This is a genomic window from Massilia sp. Root335, assembly GCF_001425685.1.
Lineage (GTDB): Bacteria > Pseudomonadota > Gammaproteobacteria > Burkholderiales > Burkholderiaceae_D > Telluria > Telluria luteola.
Genome location: NZ_LMCY01000043.1, coordinates 169,038 through 186,837 on the forward strand (window position 1 = coordinate 169,038; position 17,800 = coordinate 186,837).

General features: G+C 68.1%; 11 protein-coding genes. 4 read left to right on the plus strand and 7 right to left on the minus strand.

Features of this window, described 5'->3' with window-relative positions; genetic code table 11:
* Nucleotides 1–31: 31 nt before the first annotated feature.
* The 3 genes from ASC93_RS22035 to ASC93_RS22045 form a co-directional block, all read right to left on the minus strand.
* The gene (locus tag ASC93_RS22035; RefSeq protein ID WP_056447487.1) at nt 32–436 is read right to left on the minus strand and encodes a hypothetical protein; all 405 of its coding nucleotides are present in this window, start codon (nt 434–436) and stop codon (nt 32–34) included.
* 96 nt (nt 437–532) lie between these two features.
* The gene (locus ASC93_RS22040) at nt 533–1,108 is read right to left on the minus strand and encodes a TerD family protein (protein WP_056447489.1); all 576 of its coding nucleotides are present in this window, start codon (nt 1,106–1,108) and stop codon (nt 533–535) included.
* A gap of 40 nt (nt 1,109–1,148) precedes the next feature.
* Nucleotides 1,149–2,189 carry a DUF475 domain-containing protein gene (locus ASC93_RS22045; RefSeq protein ID WP_056447491.1) on the minus strand — a complete coding sequence of 347 codons (1,041 nt, stop codon included), beginning with the start codon at nt 2,187–2,189 and terminating at the stop codon, nt 1,149–1,151.
* Nucleotides 2,190–2,383: 194 nt separating this feature from the next.
* Here ASC93_RS22045 and ASC93_RS22050 point away from each other — a divergent pair, with 194 nt between their 5' ends.
* The 3 genes from ASC93_RS22050 (at nt 2,384) to ASC93_RS22060 (ending at nt 7,686) form a co-directional block, all read left to right on the plus strand.
* On the plus strand, nt 2,384–2,803 hold the full coding sequence (locus tag ASC93_RS22050) for a divergent PAP2 family protein (protein WP_056447492.1): 420 nt from the start codon (nt 2,384–2,386) through the stop codon (nt 2,801–2,803).
* A 500-nt stretch (nt 2,804–3,303) separates the two neighbouring features.
* A complete protein-coding gene (locus ASC93_RS22055) occupies nt 3,304–4,470 on the plus strand; it encodes an efflux RND transporter periplasmic adaptor subunit (RefSeq protein ID WP_056447494.1) in 1,167 nt (388 codons plus the stop codon).
* Nucleotides 4,471–4,485: 15 nt separating this feature from the next.
* Complete coding sequence (locus ASC93_RS22060; RefSeq protein ID WP_056447495.1) at nt 4,486–7,686, plus strand: efflux RND transporter permease subunit; 3,201 nt, start codon at nt 4,486–4,488, stop codon at nt 7,684–7,686.
* A gap of 187 nt (nt 7,687–7,873) precedes the next feature.
* Here the strand turns inward: ASC93_RS22060 and ASC93_RS31070 are convergent, their stop codons facing one another.
* The 4 genes from ASC93_RS31070 to ASC93_RS22080 form a co-directional block, all read right to left on the minus strand.
* Nucleotides 7,874–8,287, minus strand: a complete 414-nt coding sequence (locus ASC93_RS31070) for a hypothetical protein (protein ID WP_056447498.1) — start codon at nt 8,285–8,287, stop codon at nt 7,874–7,876.
* Nucleotides 8,288–8,515: 228 nt separating this feature from the next.
* Nucleotides 8,516–9,493 carry an NAD(P)H-hydrate dehydratase gene (locus ASC93_RS22070; RefSeq protein WP_056447501.1) on the minus strand — a complete coding sequence of 326 codons (978 nt, stop codon included), beginning with the start codon at nt 9,491–9,493 and terminating at the stop codon, nt 8,516–8,518.
* Nucleotides 9,494–9,503: 10 nt separating this feature from the next.
* Entirely contained in the window at nt 9,504–10,268 is a 765-nt protein-coding gene (locus ASC93_RS22075) for a histidine phosphatase family protein (RefSeq protein WP_056447648.1), read from the minus strand.
* A 190-nt stretch (nt 10,269–10,458) separates the two neighbouring features.
* The gene (locus ASC93_RS22080) at nt 10,459–11,859 is read right to left on the minus strand and encodes an L-cystine transporter (RefSeq protein WP_056447503.1); all 1,401 of its coding nucleotides are present in this window, start codon (nt 11,857–11,859) and stop codon (nt 10,459–10,461) included.
* Between the two features lie 204 nt (nt 11,860–12,063).
* Here ASC93_RS22080 and ASC93_RS22085 point away from each other — a divergent pair, with 204 nt between their 5' ends.
* Nucleotides 12,064–17,793, plus strand: a complete 5,730-nt coding sequence (locus ASC93_RS22085; protein ID WP_056447508.1) for an alpha-2-macroglobulin — start codon at nt 12,064–12,066, stop codon at nt 17,791–17,793.
* Nucleotides 17,794–17,800 lie beyond the last annotated feature (7 nt).

A 17,800-nucleotide genomic window follows, 5' to 3' on the forward strand; every position in this document is an offset into this window, starting at 1 on the left:
TGTTTGCGTATAACATTTCTGTTGCGGCAGTTTACATATTGCTGGGCGCCACCGGATTGGCACCGCCGATGACGGCCTTGTCGACGAAGTATTCGGTCTCGCCGAAGCACGAGGTCGGTACGCCGATGTGCTGCTCGTACGTCAGTTGTACACGCTGCCCCATGGCGGCCTGCAACTGGCGCACGACGTTCTCGTCGCGCACGGTAAAGTTGAAACGCTCGGGAATCGCACCCGGCATGCTCGACAGCAGGATCTCGCCTTCCCACGTCTTGCACAGCCAGCCCTTGCGCGACAGCTTTTGCAGGTAGCCGGCCCGTTCGCCTTCCGAATACGACCAGTGCAGCACGACCCAGGTGTACAGGGCGAACAGGGCCGCTGCGGCAATGACGACGGAGGCGAGGATGGCGATGGCGCGGCGCGGCAGGGTCTTGGGCATGGTGGGCAGGCGATGGTTGAATAATGGACGCAACGAAGCGCGCCCATTCTGACACGAGCGCGTGGATTGTCAATTAGTCCAGTCTTAGGGCCAGGCTCAGGCGTTCACCCCGAACGAGCGGGCGAGGGGGCCGAGGCCGCCGTTGTAACCCTGGCCGACGGCGCGGAATTTCCACTCGTTGCCGTAGCGGTACAGTTCGCCGAAGATCATCGCCGTCTCCGTCGAGCTGTCTTCCGACAGGTCGTAGCGGGCGATCTCGCGCTCGCCGTCCGCGTTCAGGCAGCGGATGAAGGCGCGCGCGACCTGGCCGAAGTTCTGGTGGCGCTGGTCGGCCTCGTGGATGGTGACGGCGAACGCGATCTTTTCGATCTCCGGCGGCACCCGCGTGAGGTCGACGAGGATGCGCTCGTCGTCGCCTTCGCCCTGGCCGGTGCGGTTGTCGCCCGTGTGCTTGACGGCACCGTCGCTGGACTGGAGGTTGTTGTAGAAGATGAAGTCGGTATCGCCGCGCACCTTGCCGTCGCCGCGCAGCAGGAAGGCGCTGCCGTCGAGGTCGAAGGTGGCGCCGTCCGTCGCGCGCGGGTCCCAGCCAAGGCCGATGATGACCTTCTTGAGGTTCGGATCTTCCTTGGACAGGTTGACGTTGCCGCCTTTCTGCAAACTGATCGCCATCTTGTTTCCTTTCTGTTGATATTGATATGACCTGGGGTGTTCAGGTCGCCGACTCCAGCGCTTCGCGCTTCTTGTAGCGGATCGACGACCACAGCGACACCAGGATGAAGGCCACGCCGGACAGGCCGGTGAACCATTCGGGAATCTCGTACTCGACGCTGGCGAACATGATCAGGGCCAGGATGCCGATCGCGTAGTGCGCGCCGTGCTCGAGGAACACGAATTCTTCCAGTGTGCCCTTGTGCACGAGGAACACGGTCAGCGACCGCACGAACATCGCGCCGATGGCCAGGCCGAGCATGATCACGACGACGTCGTTCGTGATCGCGAACGCGCCGATCACGCCGTCGAAGCTGAATGACGCGTCCAGCACTTCCAGGTAGATGAACCCGCCGATGCTGCCCTGCGAGATCAGCTTGCCGACGGCCGGATCGGACTCTTCTTCCTCCAGCAGCCCGCTGAACCAGTTGACGCCCACATACACGAGCACGCCGACGACGCCCGCGATCAGCACGGACAGTTTGCGCTCCTGCGGCACGAGGCTCATGCAACCGAACGCGGCCAGCAGGGTGACCAGGATAGCGAAGCCTTCCGAGCCGTATTTGCCGACTTTTTCTTCGATCCAGCCCAGCCAGTGGAGTTCCTTTTCCTCGTCGAACAGGAAGTTGAGGAAGACCAGCAGCAGGAAGGCGCCGCCGAACGCGGCCACTTCGGCGTGGCGCGACGTCAGGTGGCGGGCGTACTCGGCCGGGCTGTTGACCGCCATATGCCAGACGTCGATGAGGCCCAGGCCCGTCGCCACCGATACGATCAGCAGGGGGAACAGCAGGCGCATGCCGAACACGGCGACGACGATGCCGACCGTGAGGAACAGCTTTTGCCAGAACGCGTTCCAGTTGCGCAGGACGGAGGCGTTGACGACCGCGTTGTCGAACGACAGCGAGATCTCGAGCACGCCCAGCACCGCTGCGATCCACAGGCCCTGGAGCAGGCCGGCGGTGCCGCCGTGGGAAAAGCCCCACCAGCCGGCCAGCGCGAGCAGGACGGCGGCGACCACGAACGACAACCTGAAATGTTGCATGCACGACTCCTTTGGAAGCACATTGACTGAAATACCACAGCGCGCATATTAACTCGGTTCCCGCGCTGACGGGCGCATCGGATGTCGTCTTGACAAGCATGGGGCGCCACCGTCGAATTGCTCACGTGACATTGCATCTGCCATAATGCGGCCCGGCGGCACGCCTCCCGTATATCAGTCTGAATGGATTTCGCATGGATTTTTCTTATCTGGTCACCCCGGTGCTGACCTGGCTGGTGGTCGGTCCGATCAAATTCCTCATCAACAGCGCGCGCCAGCGGCGCTGGGCGTTCAATCTGGTGGGCAATGGCGGATTTCCCAGCAACCATAGCGCCACCGTCACGAGCATGGCGACCCTGATCGCGCTGCGCGAGGGCATCGGGCATCCGGCGTTCGGCGTGGCCGTCACCTTGTGCTTCATCGTGATGATCGACGCCAACAGCCTGCGCCAGCACGTCGGCCGCCAGGCCGCTGCGATCAACCGGCTGGCGGCGGGGGCCGGCGAACACAAGACGCTGCGCGAGCGGATGGGGCATACGCTGGTCGAGATCGGCGGGGGCATCGTCACCGGGATTTTGATGGGCAACCTGGTGTATCACCTGTTCGCTAAATAACAGCGGAAATTGGGTCCCCGCCTGCGCGGGGACGACGTTTCGATTCGGTCCCCGCCTGCGCGGGGACGACGTTTCGATTCGGTCTCCGCCTGCGCGGGGACGACGGATCTACGTTTATCCGCATCATCAAGCACCGTCGCTCCCGCGCAGGCAGGGGCCCAAGTGAAGTACCGTCGCTCCCGCGCAGGCGGGAGCCCAAGTGAAGTACCGTCGCTCCCGCGCAGGCGGGAGCCCAAGTGGAGTACCGTCGCTCCCGCGCAGGCGGGAGCCCAAGTTGCACGCGCACCACCGTCCACCCGGACGTCCGCCCGTCCGTCTTGTCGCACATTTCATACTCGGCCAAACGCATTTCATCCCGCCTATCCGCAGTTCATCCCATCAAATCCGCGCTTTGCCGAACCGTCAATTGACGGTGATGGCGGCCTCATTGATACTGCCCGCTGGCCTTTGCCATTCTAATTTTTACACAGGTAACGAGTCCATCTCGGGGGAACCAAGAAATGTTGCGCAAAACTATAATCTTCCTTGCTATTGCTACCGCACTCAGTGCGTGCGGCAAACACGACAAGGACCCTGCCAAGGCCGGCGCCGCCAGCGCGCAGGCAGACGGCAAGCAGAAGGATGGCAAGGCCGTCCAGCTGCTCGTCGCGCCCGAGGATATGTTGACCGTTCAAAGCAGCGCGCTCGCGAACGGCCCGGTCATCACGGGCTCGATCCAGCCGGAGCGCAAGGCCGATCTGCGCGCGGAAGTATCCGCCGTCGTGCTGCAAGTGCTGAAAGAGAATGGTGATCCGGTCAAGCGCGGCGACGTGCTCGTCAAGCTCGACGAGACCTCGATCCGCGACAGCCTGATGTCGGCCCAGGAAGCCCTGCGCGCCGCCAGCCAGGCGTTCGACCAGTCGCAGCGCGCCCTCGACCGTCTCAAGACGCTGCGCCAGTCCGGCATGACGTCAGCCCAGGCGCTGGACGACGCCGAAGTGCGCCGCAACAATGCCCAGAGCGACGTCTCGGCCGCCCGTGCGCGCCTCGTCGCCGCCCAGCAGCAGGTGACCCGCACGGTCGTGCGCGCGCCGTTCGACGGCATCGTGTCGGATCGCAAGGTATCGCCGGGCGACACGGCCGCCATCGGCAAGGAATTGCTGAAGGTGATCGATCCGACGAGCATGCGCTTCGAGGGCCAGGTGTCGTCCGACAAGATCGCGGCCGTCAAGGTCGGCCAGCCCGTCATGTTCCGCGTAAACGGTTATGGCGATCAAAAATTCGCCGGCGTCGTCAAGCGCATCGATCCGAGCGCGGACGACGTCACGCGCCAGGTCGAGGTGCTGGTCGGCTTCGCCAACGACACGCGCCCGCGCGTGGCCGGGCTGTATGCGGAAGGCCATATCGACGCCGAGCTGACCGATGCGCTGATGCTGCCGGAGTCCGCCCTCGTGCGTGACGGCGACAAGACGTATGCATGGAAGGTCAAGGGCAATGCCCTGTCCAGGGCCAACCTGGCGATCGGCCCGCGCGATCCGCGCACCGGCGGCTTCGAGGTCAAGAACGGACTGGCCGCCGGCGACACCGTGCTGCGCCACCCGAACTCCAGCCTGAAGGACGGCCAGAAGGTCGAGCTGTCCGCCGCCAGGGTGGCCAGCGCCGCCAGCAACCCGGCGCCGGCCAAATAAACCGGGGAATCCGCAATGTTCCTTTCCAATTTCAGTGTCAAGAAGCCCATTGCCACGCTCGTGCTGGTGATCGGCATGATGTGCATGGGCCTGCTCGCGCTCAGCAAGCTGCGCGTGAACCAGAACCCGGACGTCGATATCCCGATCATCGTCGTCAATATCCCGTATCCGGGCGCGTCCCCCGAGACGAGCGAGCGCGAACTGCTCGAGCGCCTCGAGAAGCAGATGCAGGCGATCACCGGCGTTACCGAAGTCAATTCCTATGCGAACGAAAGCAGCGCGACGATCGTGCTGCAGTTCGACTTCAAGCGCAACCTGATCGAAGCGTCGGACGACGTGCGCAACGCCATCGCGTCGGTGCGCTACAAGCTGCCGGTCGAGATGCGGGAACCCATCCTGCAGCGCGTGGACCCGTCGGCCCAGCCGATCATGAACCTGGCGCTGTCGTCCAGCACCCAGACGCACGCCGAGATCTCGCGCCTCGCCGAGGACCAGCTGGCGGACCGCCTGCGCGCCATCGACGGCGTCGCCAACGTGACCGTGAACGGCTCGCTCAAGCGCCAGCTGTCCGTACTGCTGCATGCGCAAAAGCTGCGCGAGTACAACGTGTCGGTCAGCGACGTGACGAATGCGCTGGCGCGCCAGAACACGAACGCGCCGGTGGGCAAGGTGCGCAGCGAGCTGGACGAGAAGGGCATCCGCCTCGTCGGCCGCATCGAGCATCCGGAAGACTTTTCGCAGATCGTCGTCAAGCGCAACGGCGACACGATCGTGCGCCTGAACCAGGTCGCCGACGTGAAGGACGGCTTCGCCGACATCGACAGCTATTCGATGCGCAGCGGCAGGTCCAACGTCGGCATCTCGATCATCCGCTCGCGCGAAGCGTCGACCGTGGGCATCGCGAAGAAGGTGCGCGCGATGGTCGAGGAGATCAACAAGGAACTGCCGAAAGGCACCAGCCTGGAAGTGACGCGCGACGGCGGCGACGATGCCCAGCGCAGCCTGAACAACGTGATCGAATCGCTCGTGTTCGGCGCCATCCTGACCATCTTCGTCGTGTACGCGTTCCTGAATTCCTGGCGTTCCACGCTGATCACGGCGCTGTCGCTGCCGACGTCGGTGCTGGCCGCGTTCATCGCCGTGTGGCTGTGCGGCTTCACGCTGAACTTCATGACACTGCTCGGCCTGTCGCTGGCGATCGGCGTGCTGATCGACGACGCCATCGTGGTGCGCGAAAACATCGTGCGCCACATGGAGATGGGCTCCGACCGCCGTACCGCCGCGCTCGAGGGCACGGCCGAGATCGGCATGGCCGTCGCCTCGACGACGTTCTCGATCATGGCCGTGTTCATCCCGGTCGCGTTCATGCCGGGCATTTCCGGTGAATGGTTCCGGCCGTTCGCGCTGACCGTCGCGTGCTCGGTAATCGTGTCGCTGGGCATCTCGTTCACGCTCGACCCGATGCTGTCGGCCTACTGGGGCGACCCGCCGGGCCACCACCATGCGCCGAAGCGCGGCATCGAAAAATACCTGGCGAGATTCAACGTCTGGTTCGACCACCAGGCCGACCGCTACGGCCGCGTGATCGCCTGGGCGCTGCACCACCGCCGGTGGATGGCGCTGATCGCCGTCGCCAGCTTCGTCGGGGCCCTCGGCCTGCACGCCAAGTTCGGCGGTTCGGCCTTCCTGCCGAAGATGGACGCCGGCCAGATCGCGATCGAAGTGCGGACCCCGGCCTCGTCGTCGGTGGGCTATGCCAAGATGAAGATGGAAGAGGCCGCCGCGCTGGCGCGCACGCTGAAGGAAACGAAAGAGACCAACAGCTCGATCAACTCGGCCGGCGGCCGCATCTACGTCGACATCGGCAAGCGCAGCGAACGCCACCGCACGGCGGCCGAGATCGCCGTCGAGCTGCGCGAGAAGATCGCGCGCCTGGTCGGCGCCGAGTACACCGTCACGGACGACCTGAACGGCAACGGCAAGCCCGTGCAGATCGAGTTCACCGGTCCGGATTCGCGCAAGCTGATGGAGCTGACGAATGCGTACATGGACAAGCTGCGCCAGGTGAAGGGCGCCGTCGACGTCACGCTGTCGCAGCAGGACCCGAAGGACGAGCTGCAGATCGAGCTCGACCGCGGCCTGTCCAACATGATGGGGATCTCGGTCGGCGACGCCGCCACCGCGCTGCGCGTCGCGTTCGCCGGCATCGAAGTCGGCGACTGGGTCGACCCGACCGGCGAGACCCGCGACGTGGCCGTGCGCCTGGCGCCGGAAGACCGCGTGGGCGCCGAGAACATCGAACGCCTGCCGATCGCCGTCGCCGGCACCAACACGATGGTCCCGCTCGACCAGATCGCGAAGATCACGATGGGCAAGGGCCCGTCGGCGATCGAGCACAAGGACGGCAAGCGCGTGATCACCGTGTCGGCCAACGTCGAGGGCCGCTCGAACGGCGAAGTCACGGACGAGGCCATGAAGCTGGCCAAGTCGATGGACTTCCCGCCGGGCTACGGCCTGTCGCTGGGCGGCGCCGGCAAGGACCAGGCCGAGGTGTTCACGCAGATGACGATCGCGCTGGTGTCCGGCATCGGCCTGATGTACCTGATCCTCGTGATGCAGTTCGGCTCGTTCACCGCGCCGCTCTCCGTGATGCTGTCGCTGCCGCTGTCGCTGATCGGCGTCGTCCTCGCGCTGCTGCTCACGCACGGCACGCTGAACCTGATGAGCTTCATCGGCATCATCATGCTGATGGGTCTGGTGGCGAAGAACGCGATCCTGCTGCTCGACGCCGCCCGCACCCGCGAAGCGGAAGGCATGGACCGCGAGGAAGCGTTGATGGCCGCCGGCCGCGCCCGCCTGCGTCCGATCCTGATGACGACGTTCGCGCTGATCGCCGGCATGTTCCCGGTCGCGCTGGCCCTGGGCGATTCCGGCCAGTTCTACCAGCCGCTCGCGATCGCGATCATCGGCGGCACGATCACGTCGACGATGCTGACCTTGCTGGTCGTCCCGACCTTCTACGACAGCATCGAGATCGCCCGTGACCGCATGGTCGCCAAGTTCCACCGCCGCGCGGCGCGCTTCACTGCGGTGCCGGCCTTCGTGCTGACCTTCATCGAAGCGATCCTCACGCTGGTGGCGGTGCGCCTCGTGTTCCGCGCGATCGTGAAGGCGGGCCGCTTCGCCTTCCGCCGCGGCCGTCCGGCGGCGGCGTGAACGATGTAACGTGATGCATGCCGGCCGCGGCCGGCGTCAAGTCAAAGGGCCTGCGCGTGCAGGCCCTTTTTTCATGCCGGGACGGCATGCGCTGGGGCCGCATCCGCCGCGCCCAGTGCATGCCGTAACGACGGCACACCATGGCGCAAAGGGCCGCGCGCGACCCTTTGCCGATGCGCCATGGCGATCAGCGGCCGTTCGAGTTCGGCGTCGTGCCGGTGCCGGAGGTGCCCGACGTGTCGCTGCCGGTCGTGCCGGAGGTGCCCGACGTGCCCGACGAACCGGTACCGGACGTGCCCGTGCCGGTGGTGCCGGTCGCGCCCGTGCCGGTGCCGGTTGCGCCGGTGCCGGTGTCGCCGGTGGTGCCCGTGGCGCCGGTGCTGCCGCCCATGGTGCCGGTGGCCGTGCCGGTCGTGTCACCCGTCGTGCCGGTGGCCGTGGTGCCGGTCGTGCCGCTGGTGCCCGAGCTGCTGCTCGGCGCGGTGGCCGACGTGTCGCCGGTACCGGTCGTGCTGGTGGGTTCCGTTTTCTTGCAGGCGGCAAGGCTTGCCATCAGCGCCGCGGCGAACAGAATTTTCGATGCGTTGTTAAGAGCTTTCATTTGTTTTACTCCTCGTTCACGTCTATCGTGTACCGCCGTCTCCAGGTGAGGCGCTGGAGGGTCGGCGGCGGCTTTGGGTTCCCGATGGACCGGCAGGCCCAAACGCGAACCATCGGGGAACCGACGCAATACGCGGCCCCGGTGGAGTACGAATCCGACAGTCAGGATTAGACTGGCATCGCGCCGGCCGGTTCGTCGGATTGCCCTCCTTTTATAAGAGCCGGATCATCATCGTCCGGCCCTCAGTCCCCCGGCGAAGCTGCCGGATGGTCGTGGCGGCGCGTCGGCGTGGTCGCCGGCGGCCTGTTCGAGCAGCGCGGGAATGCAATCGCACAATTCCCGCGCCAGGTAACCCAGTTTGCCGAAGCGTTCGGCGAGGCGTTCGCCCGCGCGCGCATGCAGCGCGACACCCCAGGCGGCCGCCTGCGCGAGCCCGGCGCCGCGCGCCGCGAGGCCGGCGATGACGCCGGCCAGCACGTCGCCCGAGCCGGACGTGGCGAGCCCGACGTTGCCGCCTTCGTGCTGCCAGCGCTCGCCGCCGGGCGCCGCGATGACGGTGCGCGCGCCCTTCAGCGCGACCACCGCGTTCCAGCGCAGCGCGGCGTCGAGCGCATGGCGGTCCGGGGCGGCGCCGATCTCGTCCTTGGCGATGCCCGTCAGGTGGGCCATTTCGCCCGCATGCGGAGTCACGAGGACGGGCACGTCGAAGCGGAACGGCGGCTGGCCCGCGAGCGGATGCAGGACCGCGCCCATCGCCTCCGCATCCAGCAGCACCTTGGTGTCGGTCCCGTCCAGGCGCGGCAGCAGCGCATGGACGAGGCGGGCCGTCGCGGCTTCGTCCCGCATGCCGGGGCCGATCAGGACGGCGCCGATCTTGTCGGCCAGCGGATCGAGCGCGGCCACGGCCTCGACGGTGAAGCCGCCGGCGTCGTTCTCGGCCAGGCCCAGCACGCGCGATTCCGGGATCGCCAGCGCGACCAGCTGCGCCACGCTGCGCCCCGTGGCGATGGTCAGCTTGCCGGCGCCGGCGCGCAGGGCGGCGGTGGCGGCCAGGATCACGGCGCCCGGCATCTCGCGCGAACCGCCGAGGATCAGCACGTGGCCGCGGTCTTCCTTGTCGCCGTCGTTCGAGGGCACGGGCAGCGGCCAGCTGCGCAGCAGGCTGGGATCGACGTCGCGCGGGCGGGCGTGGGGTTGCAGCGTCATGGAAGGAACCTCAGGCCTTGGCGGCGGTGGGCTGGTCTTTGGCGACCGTGACGGGCGTGCCGCTGTCTTCGAGCGGCGCGACGAAGTTGACCAGGCGTACCGTCAGTTTGCCGCGCTTGCCCAGCGTGGGGTCGAAGGCGTACGAGGTGACGGAGCAGTTCGGCACGTCGCCGGAGCGGTCCTGCGCGAGGATCGTCGCCTCGTCCATCCGCTCCAGCAGGTAGCGGAAGCAGTTGACGATGACCTGGTGCGCGACGATCAGCACGCGCTCGCGCGAGTACTCGCGCGTCATCGTGTCGAGCACGCTGCGCAGGCGCAGGATGACGTCGCACCAGCTCTCGCCGCCGGGCGGGCGGAAATAGAACTTGCCGACGTGGTGGCGTTGCTCATGGAGCTCGGGATATTTCTCGGCAATGCCGCGCACGGTCAGGCGGTCGAGGATGCCGAACTCCTTTTCGCGCAGGCGCTCGTCGGCATGCACGGCCAGCAGGTCGTCGCGGTCGAGCCGCTGCATCAGGATGTTGGCGGTCTCGGCCGCGCGCACGTACGGCGAATGCAGCACGACGTTCGGCTGGGCCTCGCGCGGCAGCGCGGCGAACCAGGTCGAGAGTGCCTGCGACTGGCGCACGCCCAGCTCGGACAGCGGCACGTCGACGTCGCGTTCGGCGATGTCGATGAGGAGGCCCGAAGCTGCCTCCGCGGCATCGCGCGCGACATTGCCGGCGCTTTGTCCGTGCCTGACGAGCCAGATTTCCTGTGGCCATTTCTGATCCATCATCCGACCGTTTGTGATTTTGACATGACGCGATCATAGACGGATTCGGCGGGATTTCCGCGCACGATTCCCAGCGAAAATGTGTGCCGAACCGCCGTGTAGGCGATGTCTTACGGCAGCGCGGGAAGCGCGCGAATGTGGCCGGCGGCATGGCGAGCCCGGCCGGGCTGGCGCCGCCGGGCGGCGGGCTTCACACCACTTGTTCTTCGCTGTCCAGGTTGACCTCGGCGTCGCTGTCGAATACCTTCATGTCGGTCTGGCCGAGCACGCGGCTGGCGAAGGTGCCGGCCGTGATGGCACCGCTGACGTTGAGCGCGGTGCGTCCCATGTCGATCAGCGGTTCGATGGAAATCAGGAGGCCGGCCAGCGCGACGGGCAGGTTCAGCGCCGACAGGACGATGAGGGCGGCGAACGTGGCCCCGCCGCCCACGCCGGCCACGCCGACGGAGCCGATCGTCACGACGCCGATGAGCGGCAGCAGGAACGCGGCGGTGAACGGATCGATGCCGACGGTCGGCGCGATCATCACGGCGAGCATCGCCGGATAGATGCCCGCGCAGCCGTTCTGGCCCATCATCGAGCCGAACGACGCGGCGAAGTTGGCGATGCCTTCGGGCGTGCCGAGGCGCGCGGTCTGCGTCTGCACGCTCATCGGAATCGACCCGGCCGACGTGCGCGACGTGAACGCGAACGCCAGCACGGGGAAGATTTTCTTCACGTAGCGGCCCGGGTGCAGGCCCACGGCCGCGATGATCACGAGGTGCACGCCGAACATCAGGATCAGCGCGCTGTACGAGGCCATCACGAAGCCGATCAGGTTCAGGATGTCCTGCAGGCTGGAGCTGGCGACGACCTGCGTGATGAGCGCGAACACGCCGAACGGGGTGAGGCGCAGCACGAGCGTCACCATGCGCATCACGATCACGTGGGCGACGTGGACGAATTCGCTGAACTTGTCGAAGACCTCCGGCTTCTTGCCGGCGATGCCCGTGGCCGAGACGCCGATGAAGATCGAGAACAGCACGACGGCGATCGTCGACGTCTTGCGCGCGCCCGTCATGTCGAGGAAGGGGTTTTCCGGAATGAACGACAGGATCATGGTCGGCAGCGACACGTCCTGGGCGGTCGACAGTTTGCCTTCCAGATAGTGTCCGCGCGCGATCTCGGCCGCGCTCGACGTCAGGCCGACGGCGCTCAAGCCGTACAGCTTGGCCATCAGGATGCCGATCGCCGCGGCGATGGCCGTCGTGGCCATCAGCGTGCCGATCGTCAGCGCGCTGATCTTGCCGAGCGAGGAGGCGTCGCGCAGCTTGAGGATCGCCTGGATGATCGAGACCATGATCAGCGGCATGATGATCATCTGCAGCAGTTTGACGTAGCCGGTGCCGACGATGTCGAGGTAGGCATTCGTCTGCCCGATGACGGGCGAAACGTTGCCGTAGAACGCCTGGAAGGCGGCGCCGAGCGCGATCCCCAGGCCGAGGCCGGTGAACACGCGCTTCGTGAAGGACAGGTGGCGTTGCTGCATCGCGTACAGCAGGCCGCAGAACGCGAGGGCGATGGCCAGGTTCAGGATCAAGGGGAGACTCATGGTGTCCTCGTGTTGCGTTGCCCGCCCGCGTTTTGTGCGCACAGGAAATATAAGAAACGCATTCTATAGCCAATCATGCGGGTCTGCATGAGGGGCGCCGTCCCTTCAACGCGCGTCGCGTTGCAAAGTGTTAAATGTTGTTGACACTGCAAGCCGAGTTTGCAACACTCAACCGTTGTCCTTTCGCCATCTCCAGGAGATTCCATGGCCGTCCTGCGCCGCATGCTGTGCCTCGTGTTGTTGTGCTGCTGGTCGGGCGCGTGGGCGCAGACCACGGTCTCCGGTTTTTCGCCCGACGGGCAGGTGCGCCGCGTGCGCCAGGCGGTGGCGCGCTTCACGCAGCCGATGGTGGCGTTCGGCGACCTGCGCGCGGACACGCCGTTCGACGTCGACTGCCCCGTGCCGGGCAGCGCCCGCTGGGTCGATGCGCAGACGTGGAGCTACGATTTCGACCGCGACCTGCCGGGCGCGACGCGTTGCCGCTTCACGCTCAAGACGAATGTGCACGACCTGGCCGGCCAGCCGCTTGCGGGACGGCGCGCGTTCAGCGTCGCCACCGGCGGCCCCGCCGTGCTGGAAACCCTGCCGCGCGAAGGGGACGAGAACATCGACGAGCAGCAGGCCTTCATGCTGACGCTGTCCGCCCCGGCAACGGACGAGAGCATCCTGAAACAGGCCTGGTGCCGCGCCGACGGCGTCAGCGAAAAGATCGCCGTGACGCTGCTGCGCGGCGACCGGCGCGCACAGGCGTTGCAGAACGGCCGCTGGTTCGCGCGCCAGGTCGTGGCCGAGGACAAGGGCGACGAGGACCTCGGGGCCTACACCGATGCCCGCCTGCGCGCCGACGAGAAGGCCGGGCGCCTGGCCCGCATCGTCGTGCTGCAATGCCGCCGCACGCTGCCCGCGAGCGCGGAAGTGGCCCTCGTCTGGGGCGCCGGCGTGGCCGCGCCGAACGGGATCGCGACGGACAAGGACCAGACGCTCGCGTTCAAGACCCGCGCCGATTTCACGGCCCGCTTCAACTGCGAGAAAGTCAACGCGCGTTCACAGTGCATCCCGTTCCAGCCGATGCGCGTGAATTTCAGCGCGCCGGTCCACGCGGCCGACGCGGCGCGGATCTACCTGGAAGGACCGGGCGGCAAACGCTGGCCGGCGCGCCTGGAGAAGGAGGGCGACCAGGTGCCGGACGTCGTCAGCCAGGTCAGCCTGCCGGGGCCGTTCCCGGAACAGGCCCGCCTCACGCTGCACCTGCCCGCCGGCCTGCGCGACGATGCCGGCCGCCCGCTCGTCGACGCGGGCCGCTTTCCGCTCGCGGTGCGCACCGGCGAGCAGCCGCCACTCGTCAAGTTCGCGGCGCCGTTCGGCATCATCGAGGCCCACGGCGACCGGCTGCTGCCCGTCACGGTGCGCAACGTCGAGGCCCAACTGGCCGGCCGCATGCACACGGACGGCGCGGCCATGCGCCTGGATGCCGGCCGCACGGCCGACGTGCTCGCGTGGCTGCGCAAGGTCGCCGGTCCGCACGGCGGCCTGCACCCGAGCCAGCCGGATGGCGACCAGATGAAGGTGTCGATTTTCAAAGGCGTCGAGCCGGCCGCGCTGCAGCGCTTCACCCTGCCGAAGCCGCACGGCCGCCGCGCGTTCGAGGTGATCGGCATCCCGCTGCGCCAGCCCGGCTTCTACGCCGTCGAACTGGCCAGTCCGCGCCTGGGCGCCGCGCTGAACGGCAAGCGGCGCACGGCCTATGTGCGCAGCGCGGCCCTCGTCACCAACATGGCGGCGCACTTCAAGCTGGGCGCGCAATCGTCGCTCGTGTGGGTGACGTCGCTCGACAAGGGCCGGCCGGTGGCCGGCGCGCGCGTGGAAGTGCGCGACTGCGCCGCGCGGCTGCTGTGGAGCGGGACCAGCGACGCATCCGGCATCGCGCGCATCCGCCAGGCGCTGCCCCGTGCCCGCTGCAAGGAAAGCGACGTCTACGTGGTGACGGCCGCGCGCGGCGACGACTTCACGTTCACCTTGTCCGACTGGCAGCAGGGCATCGAGGCGTGGCGCTTCAACCTGCCCACCGGCAGCCGCGACGACGACAGCCGGGTCGTCGCCACGGTGTTCGACCGGACCTTGCTGCGCGCTGGCGAGACCGTCCACATGAAGCATTACCTGCGCCGCCGCACGCAGCAGGGTTTTGCCTTCGTGCGCGCGCGGGACCGCGCGCCGACGACAGTGGGCGACTGGCGCGCCCAGGAACTCGGGACGGACAAGACGGCGCTGCCCGCGCGCGGCTTCCTCGTCCACCAGGGCAGCGGCGAGAAGGTCGAATTCGCGCTGCACTGGGCGGCGAACGGCAGCGCCGAGGGCGAGTGGGCGATACCCATCGAGGCGAAGCTCGGCGCGTACGATGTGCTGATCGGCGGCCAGGTCGCGGGCGAGTTCCGCGTCGAGCAGTTCCGCGTGCCGACGATGAAGGCCCAGCTGGCGGGGCCCAGGCAACCCGCGGTGGCGCCGCAGAGCGTCGCGCTCGACGCGCAGGTGAGTTATCTCGCGGGCGGCCCGGCCGGCCTCGCGCCCGTAAAACTGCGCAGCGTCGTGCAGGACACCGGCGTGCAGTTCGCCGACTACGACGAGTTCACGCTGGGTGCGGGCGACGTGCGCGAAGGCGTCGTCGACCAGGGCGGGGGTGGCGAGGACGACGAGGACGAATCGGAAGGCGCGCCGGGCCAGGACGTGGCGCGCACGCAGTCCTTGCTGCTGGACCGCGCCGGCGGCGCGCGCATCGTCGTCGACAAGCTGCCGGCGATCGAACGGCCGAAAAGCCTGCTGGCCGAACTGTCGTACCAGGACGCCAACGGCGAGACGCTGACCGTGTCCACGCGCGTGCCGCTGTGGCCGTCGGCCTGGGTGGTCGGCATCAAGCCGGAAGGCTGGCTGCTGCGCCGCGACGCGCTGAAATTCCAGGCCGTCGTGCTGGACGTCGCCGGCAAACCGGTGGCGAACGTGCCCGTGACGGTCGACCTGCTCAAGCGTGCGACCTATTCGCACCGGCACCGCCTCGTCGGCGGCTTCTATGCGTATGAACACAGCAGCGAAATCAAGCGCGTGGGCGAGGCGTGCAGCGGCACGACGGACGCGCGCGGCATCCTCGTGTGCGACACGCGCGCCACGACCGACGGCGACTTGATCCTGCGCGCCCGCGCGCTCGATCCGCAGCAGCGCGTGGCGGCGACCCATCGCGAAATCTACGTGGCGGGCGATGACGAGCAGTGGTTCGCGAACGCCGACCACGACCGCATCGACCTGCTGCCGGCGCAAAAGCGCTACGAGCCGGGCGAACAGGCGCGCTTCCAGGTGCGCAGCCCGTTCCGCCGCGCGACGGTGCTCGTGACCGTCGAACGCGAAGGCATCCTCGACACGTACGTGCGGCACCTGTCCGGGCGCGACCAGACGATTGCGATTCCCGTGAAGGCCAGCTATGCGCCGAACGTGTTCGTCTCGGCCCTGGTCGTGCGCGGGCGCGTGGCGGGCGTGCAGCCGACGGCGCTCGTCGACCTCGGCAAGCCCGCCTATAAACTGGGCATCGCGCCGATCCGCGTGGGCTGGGGCGGCCACGAACTCAAGGTCGACGTGGCGGCCGACAAGCCCGTCTACAAGGTGCGCGAGCATGCGCAGGTATCGATCCGCGTGCGCGACCCCGACGGCACGCGGCCCGCGGCCGGGACCGAGGTCGCCGTGGCCGCCGTCGACGCCGGCCTGCTGGAGCTGATGCCCAACACGAGCTGGGACCTGCTCGACACGATGATGCACGAACGGAGCCTGCAGGTGGAGACGTCGACGGCACAGATGCAGGTGGTCGGCAAGCGCCACTTCGGCCGCAAGGCGTTCCCGCACGGCGGCGGCGGCGGACGGAGCGCCGGGCGCGAACTGTTCGAGACGCTGCTGCTGTGGAAGGGCAAGGTCGTCCTCGACGCGAACGGCGAGGCGCGCGTCGACGTGCCGCTGAACGATTCGCTGACGTCGTTCCGCATTGTCGCCGTCGCCAGCAGCGGCGCGGGCCGGTTCGGCACGGGCCGCACGGACATCCGCACGTCGCAGGACCTGATGCTCGTGTCCGGCCTGCCGCCGCAGGTGCGCGAGGGCGACCGCCTGCGCGCCGGCTTCACGGTGCGCAACGCGTCCGATCGGCCGCTGACGGTGGCCCTCTCCGCGAGCGTCGCGGCCGACCGCGGCAAGGGCCAGCCGCTGGCGCGCCAGGACGTCGCACTGGCACCGGGCGAGTCGCGCGAAGCGGGCTGGGACTACACGGTGCCGGCCGGCGCCGCGGCGCTGCAGTGGGACGTGGCCGCGTCGAGCAACGACAGCGGCGCGGGCGACCGCATGCGCATCACGCAACAGGTGACCGCCGCCGTCCCGGTGCGCACCTTGCAGGCGACCCTGATCCAGATCGACGGCACGCAGACGCTGCCCGTCGAGCGGCCGGCGGATGCGCTGCCGGGCCGCGGCGGCGTCCGCACCACGTTGCAGGCGCGCCTGGGCGACGAGCTGCCGGGCGTGCGCGACTACATGGCCGCGTATCCGTACACGTGCTTCGAACAGCGCACGTCGCGCGCCGTGGCGCTGCAGGACCGCGCGCTGTGGGACAAGGTCGTCGCGACCCTGCCTGCGCACCTCGACGGCGATGGCCTCGTCAAGTATTTCGCGCCGATGGAGCAGGGCAGCGACGTGCTCACGGCCTATGTGCTGTCCTTGACGAACGAGGCGGGCTATCCGATTCCCGACGAGCTGCGCGGCCGCATGGAAGCGGGCCTCGCGGGCTTCGTGGAAGGGAAGATCGTGCGCGGGAACGGCCGCGCGACGGGCGAACTGGCCGTGCGCAAGCTGGCCGCGCTGGAAGCCCTGTCGCGCGGTGCGGGCGTGCGGCCGGCCATGCTGGAGTCGATCGAGGTCCAGCCGAACCTGTGGCCGACGTCCGCCGTCATCGACTGGTATCTCGTCCTCAAGCGCACGCCGGCGCTGCCGCAGCACGACGCGCGCCTGGCGCAGGCCGGCCAGATCCTGCGCGCGCGCCTGAACCTGCAGGGCACGACGATGGGCTTTTCGACGGAGCGTGCGGACGACTGGTGGTGGCTCATGACGTCGGCCGACGTCAACGCCAACCGCCTGCTGCTGGCGACGCAGGGCGACCCGGCGTGGAAGGCCGACGCGGGCCGCCTCGCGCGCGGCACGCTCGGCCGCCAGCAGCACGGGCATTGGGACACCACGCCGGCCAACGCGTGGGGCGTCGTCGCGCTGAAGCATTTTGCGCAAGCCTACGAGCGCGCGCCCGTGACGGGCAATGCGAACCTCGTGCTGGCCGGTGCCGGCGCGAAGGGCGTCAGCTGGACCGGTCCGACGCCGGCCACCGTGCTGCAGGGCTGGCCGGAGGGCCGTGGCACCATCACGCTGCGCCAGCTCGGCGGCGGCAAGCCGTGGGCGACGGTCCAGAGCCTGGCGGCCGTGCCGCTTTCGGCGCCGCTGGCGTCCGGCTACCGCATCGCGCGCACCGTCACGCCGGTGGAGCAGAAGGTCAAGGGCGCGTGGTCGCGCGGCGACGTCTACCGCGTCCACCTCGACATCGACGCGCAATCCGACATGACGTGGGTCGTCGTCGACGATCCGATCCCGGCCGGCGCCAGCGTGCTCGGTTCAGGCCTCGGACGCGATTCGCAGATCGCCACGGCCGGCGAACGCCGCACCGGCTGGACCTGGCCCGCGTACGAGGAGCGCATGCACACCGGCTACCGCGCGTACTACGAATGGGTGCCGAAGGGCCGCTTCACCGTCGAGTACACGGTACGCCTGAACAACGCGGGCCGCTTCGCGCTGCCGCCCACGCGGGTCGAGGCCATGTATGCGCCGGAGATGTTCGGCGAGGTGCCGAATGCGGGCGTCGTGGTGCAGTGAGGCCGCG

Bases quoted from the DNA above. Each gene is read 5' to 3' on its own strand.
- ASC93_RS22035 (WP_056447487.1), bottom strand. From the start codon at position 436: ATGCCCAAGACCCTGCCGCGCCGCGCCATCGCCATCCTCGCCTCCGTC.
- ASC93_RS22040 (WP_056447489.1), bottom strand. From the start codon at position 1,108: ATGGCGATCAGTTTGCAGAAAGGCGGCAACGTCAACCTGTCCAAGGAA.
- ASC93_RS22045 (WP_056447491.1), bottom strand. From the start codon at position 2,189: ATGCAACATTTCAGGTTGTCGTTCGTGGTCGCCGCCGTCCTGCTCGCG.
- ASC93_RS22050 (WP_056447492.1), top strand. From the start codon at position 2,384: ATGGATTTTTCTTATCTGGTCACCCCGGTGCTGACCTGGCTGGTGGTC.
- ASC93_RS22055 (WP_056447494.1), top strand. From the start codon at position 3,304: ATGTTGCGCAAAACTATAATCTTCCTTGCTATTGCTACCGCACTCAGT.
- ASC93_RS22060 (WP_056447495.1), top strand. From the start codon at position 4,486: ATGTTCCTTTCCAATTTCAGTGTCAAGAAGCCCATTGCCACGCTCGTG.
- ASC93_RS31070 (WP_056447498.1), bottom strand. From the start codon at position 8,287: ATGAAAGCTCTTAACAACGCATCGAAAATTCTGTTCGCCGCGGCGCTG.
- ASC93_RS22070 (WP_056447501.1), bottom strand. From the start codon at position 9,493: ATGACGCTGCAACCCCACGCCCGCCCGCGCGACGTCGATCCCAGCCTG.
- ASC93_RS22075 (WP_056447648.1), bottom strand. From the start codon at position 10,268: ATGGATCAGAAATGGCCACAGGAAATCTGGCTCGTCAGGCACGGACAA.
- ASC93_RS22080 (WP_056447503.1), bottom strand. From the start codon at position 11,859: ATGAGTCTCCCCTTGATCCTGAACCTGGCCATCGCCCTCGCGTTCTGC.
- ASC93_RS22085 (WP_056447508.1), top strand. From the start codon at position 12,064: ATGGCCGTCCTGCGCCGCATGCTGTGCCTCGTGTTGTTGTGCTGCTGG.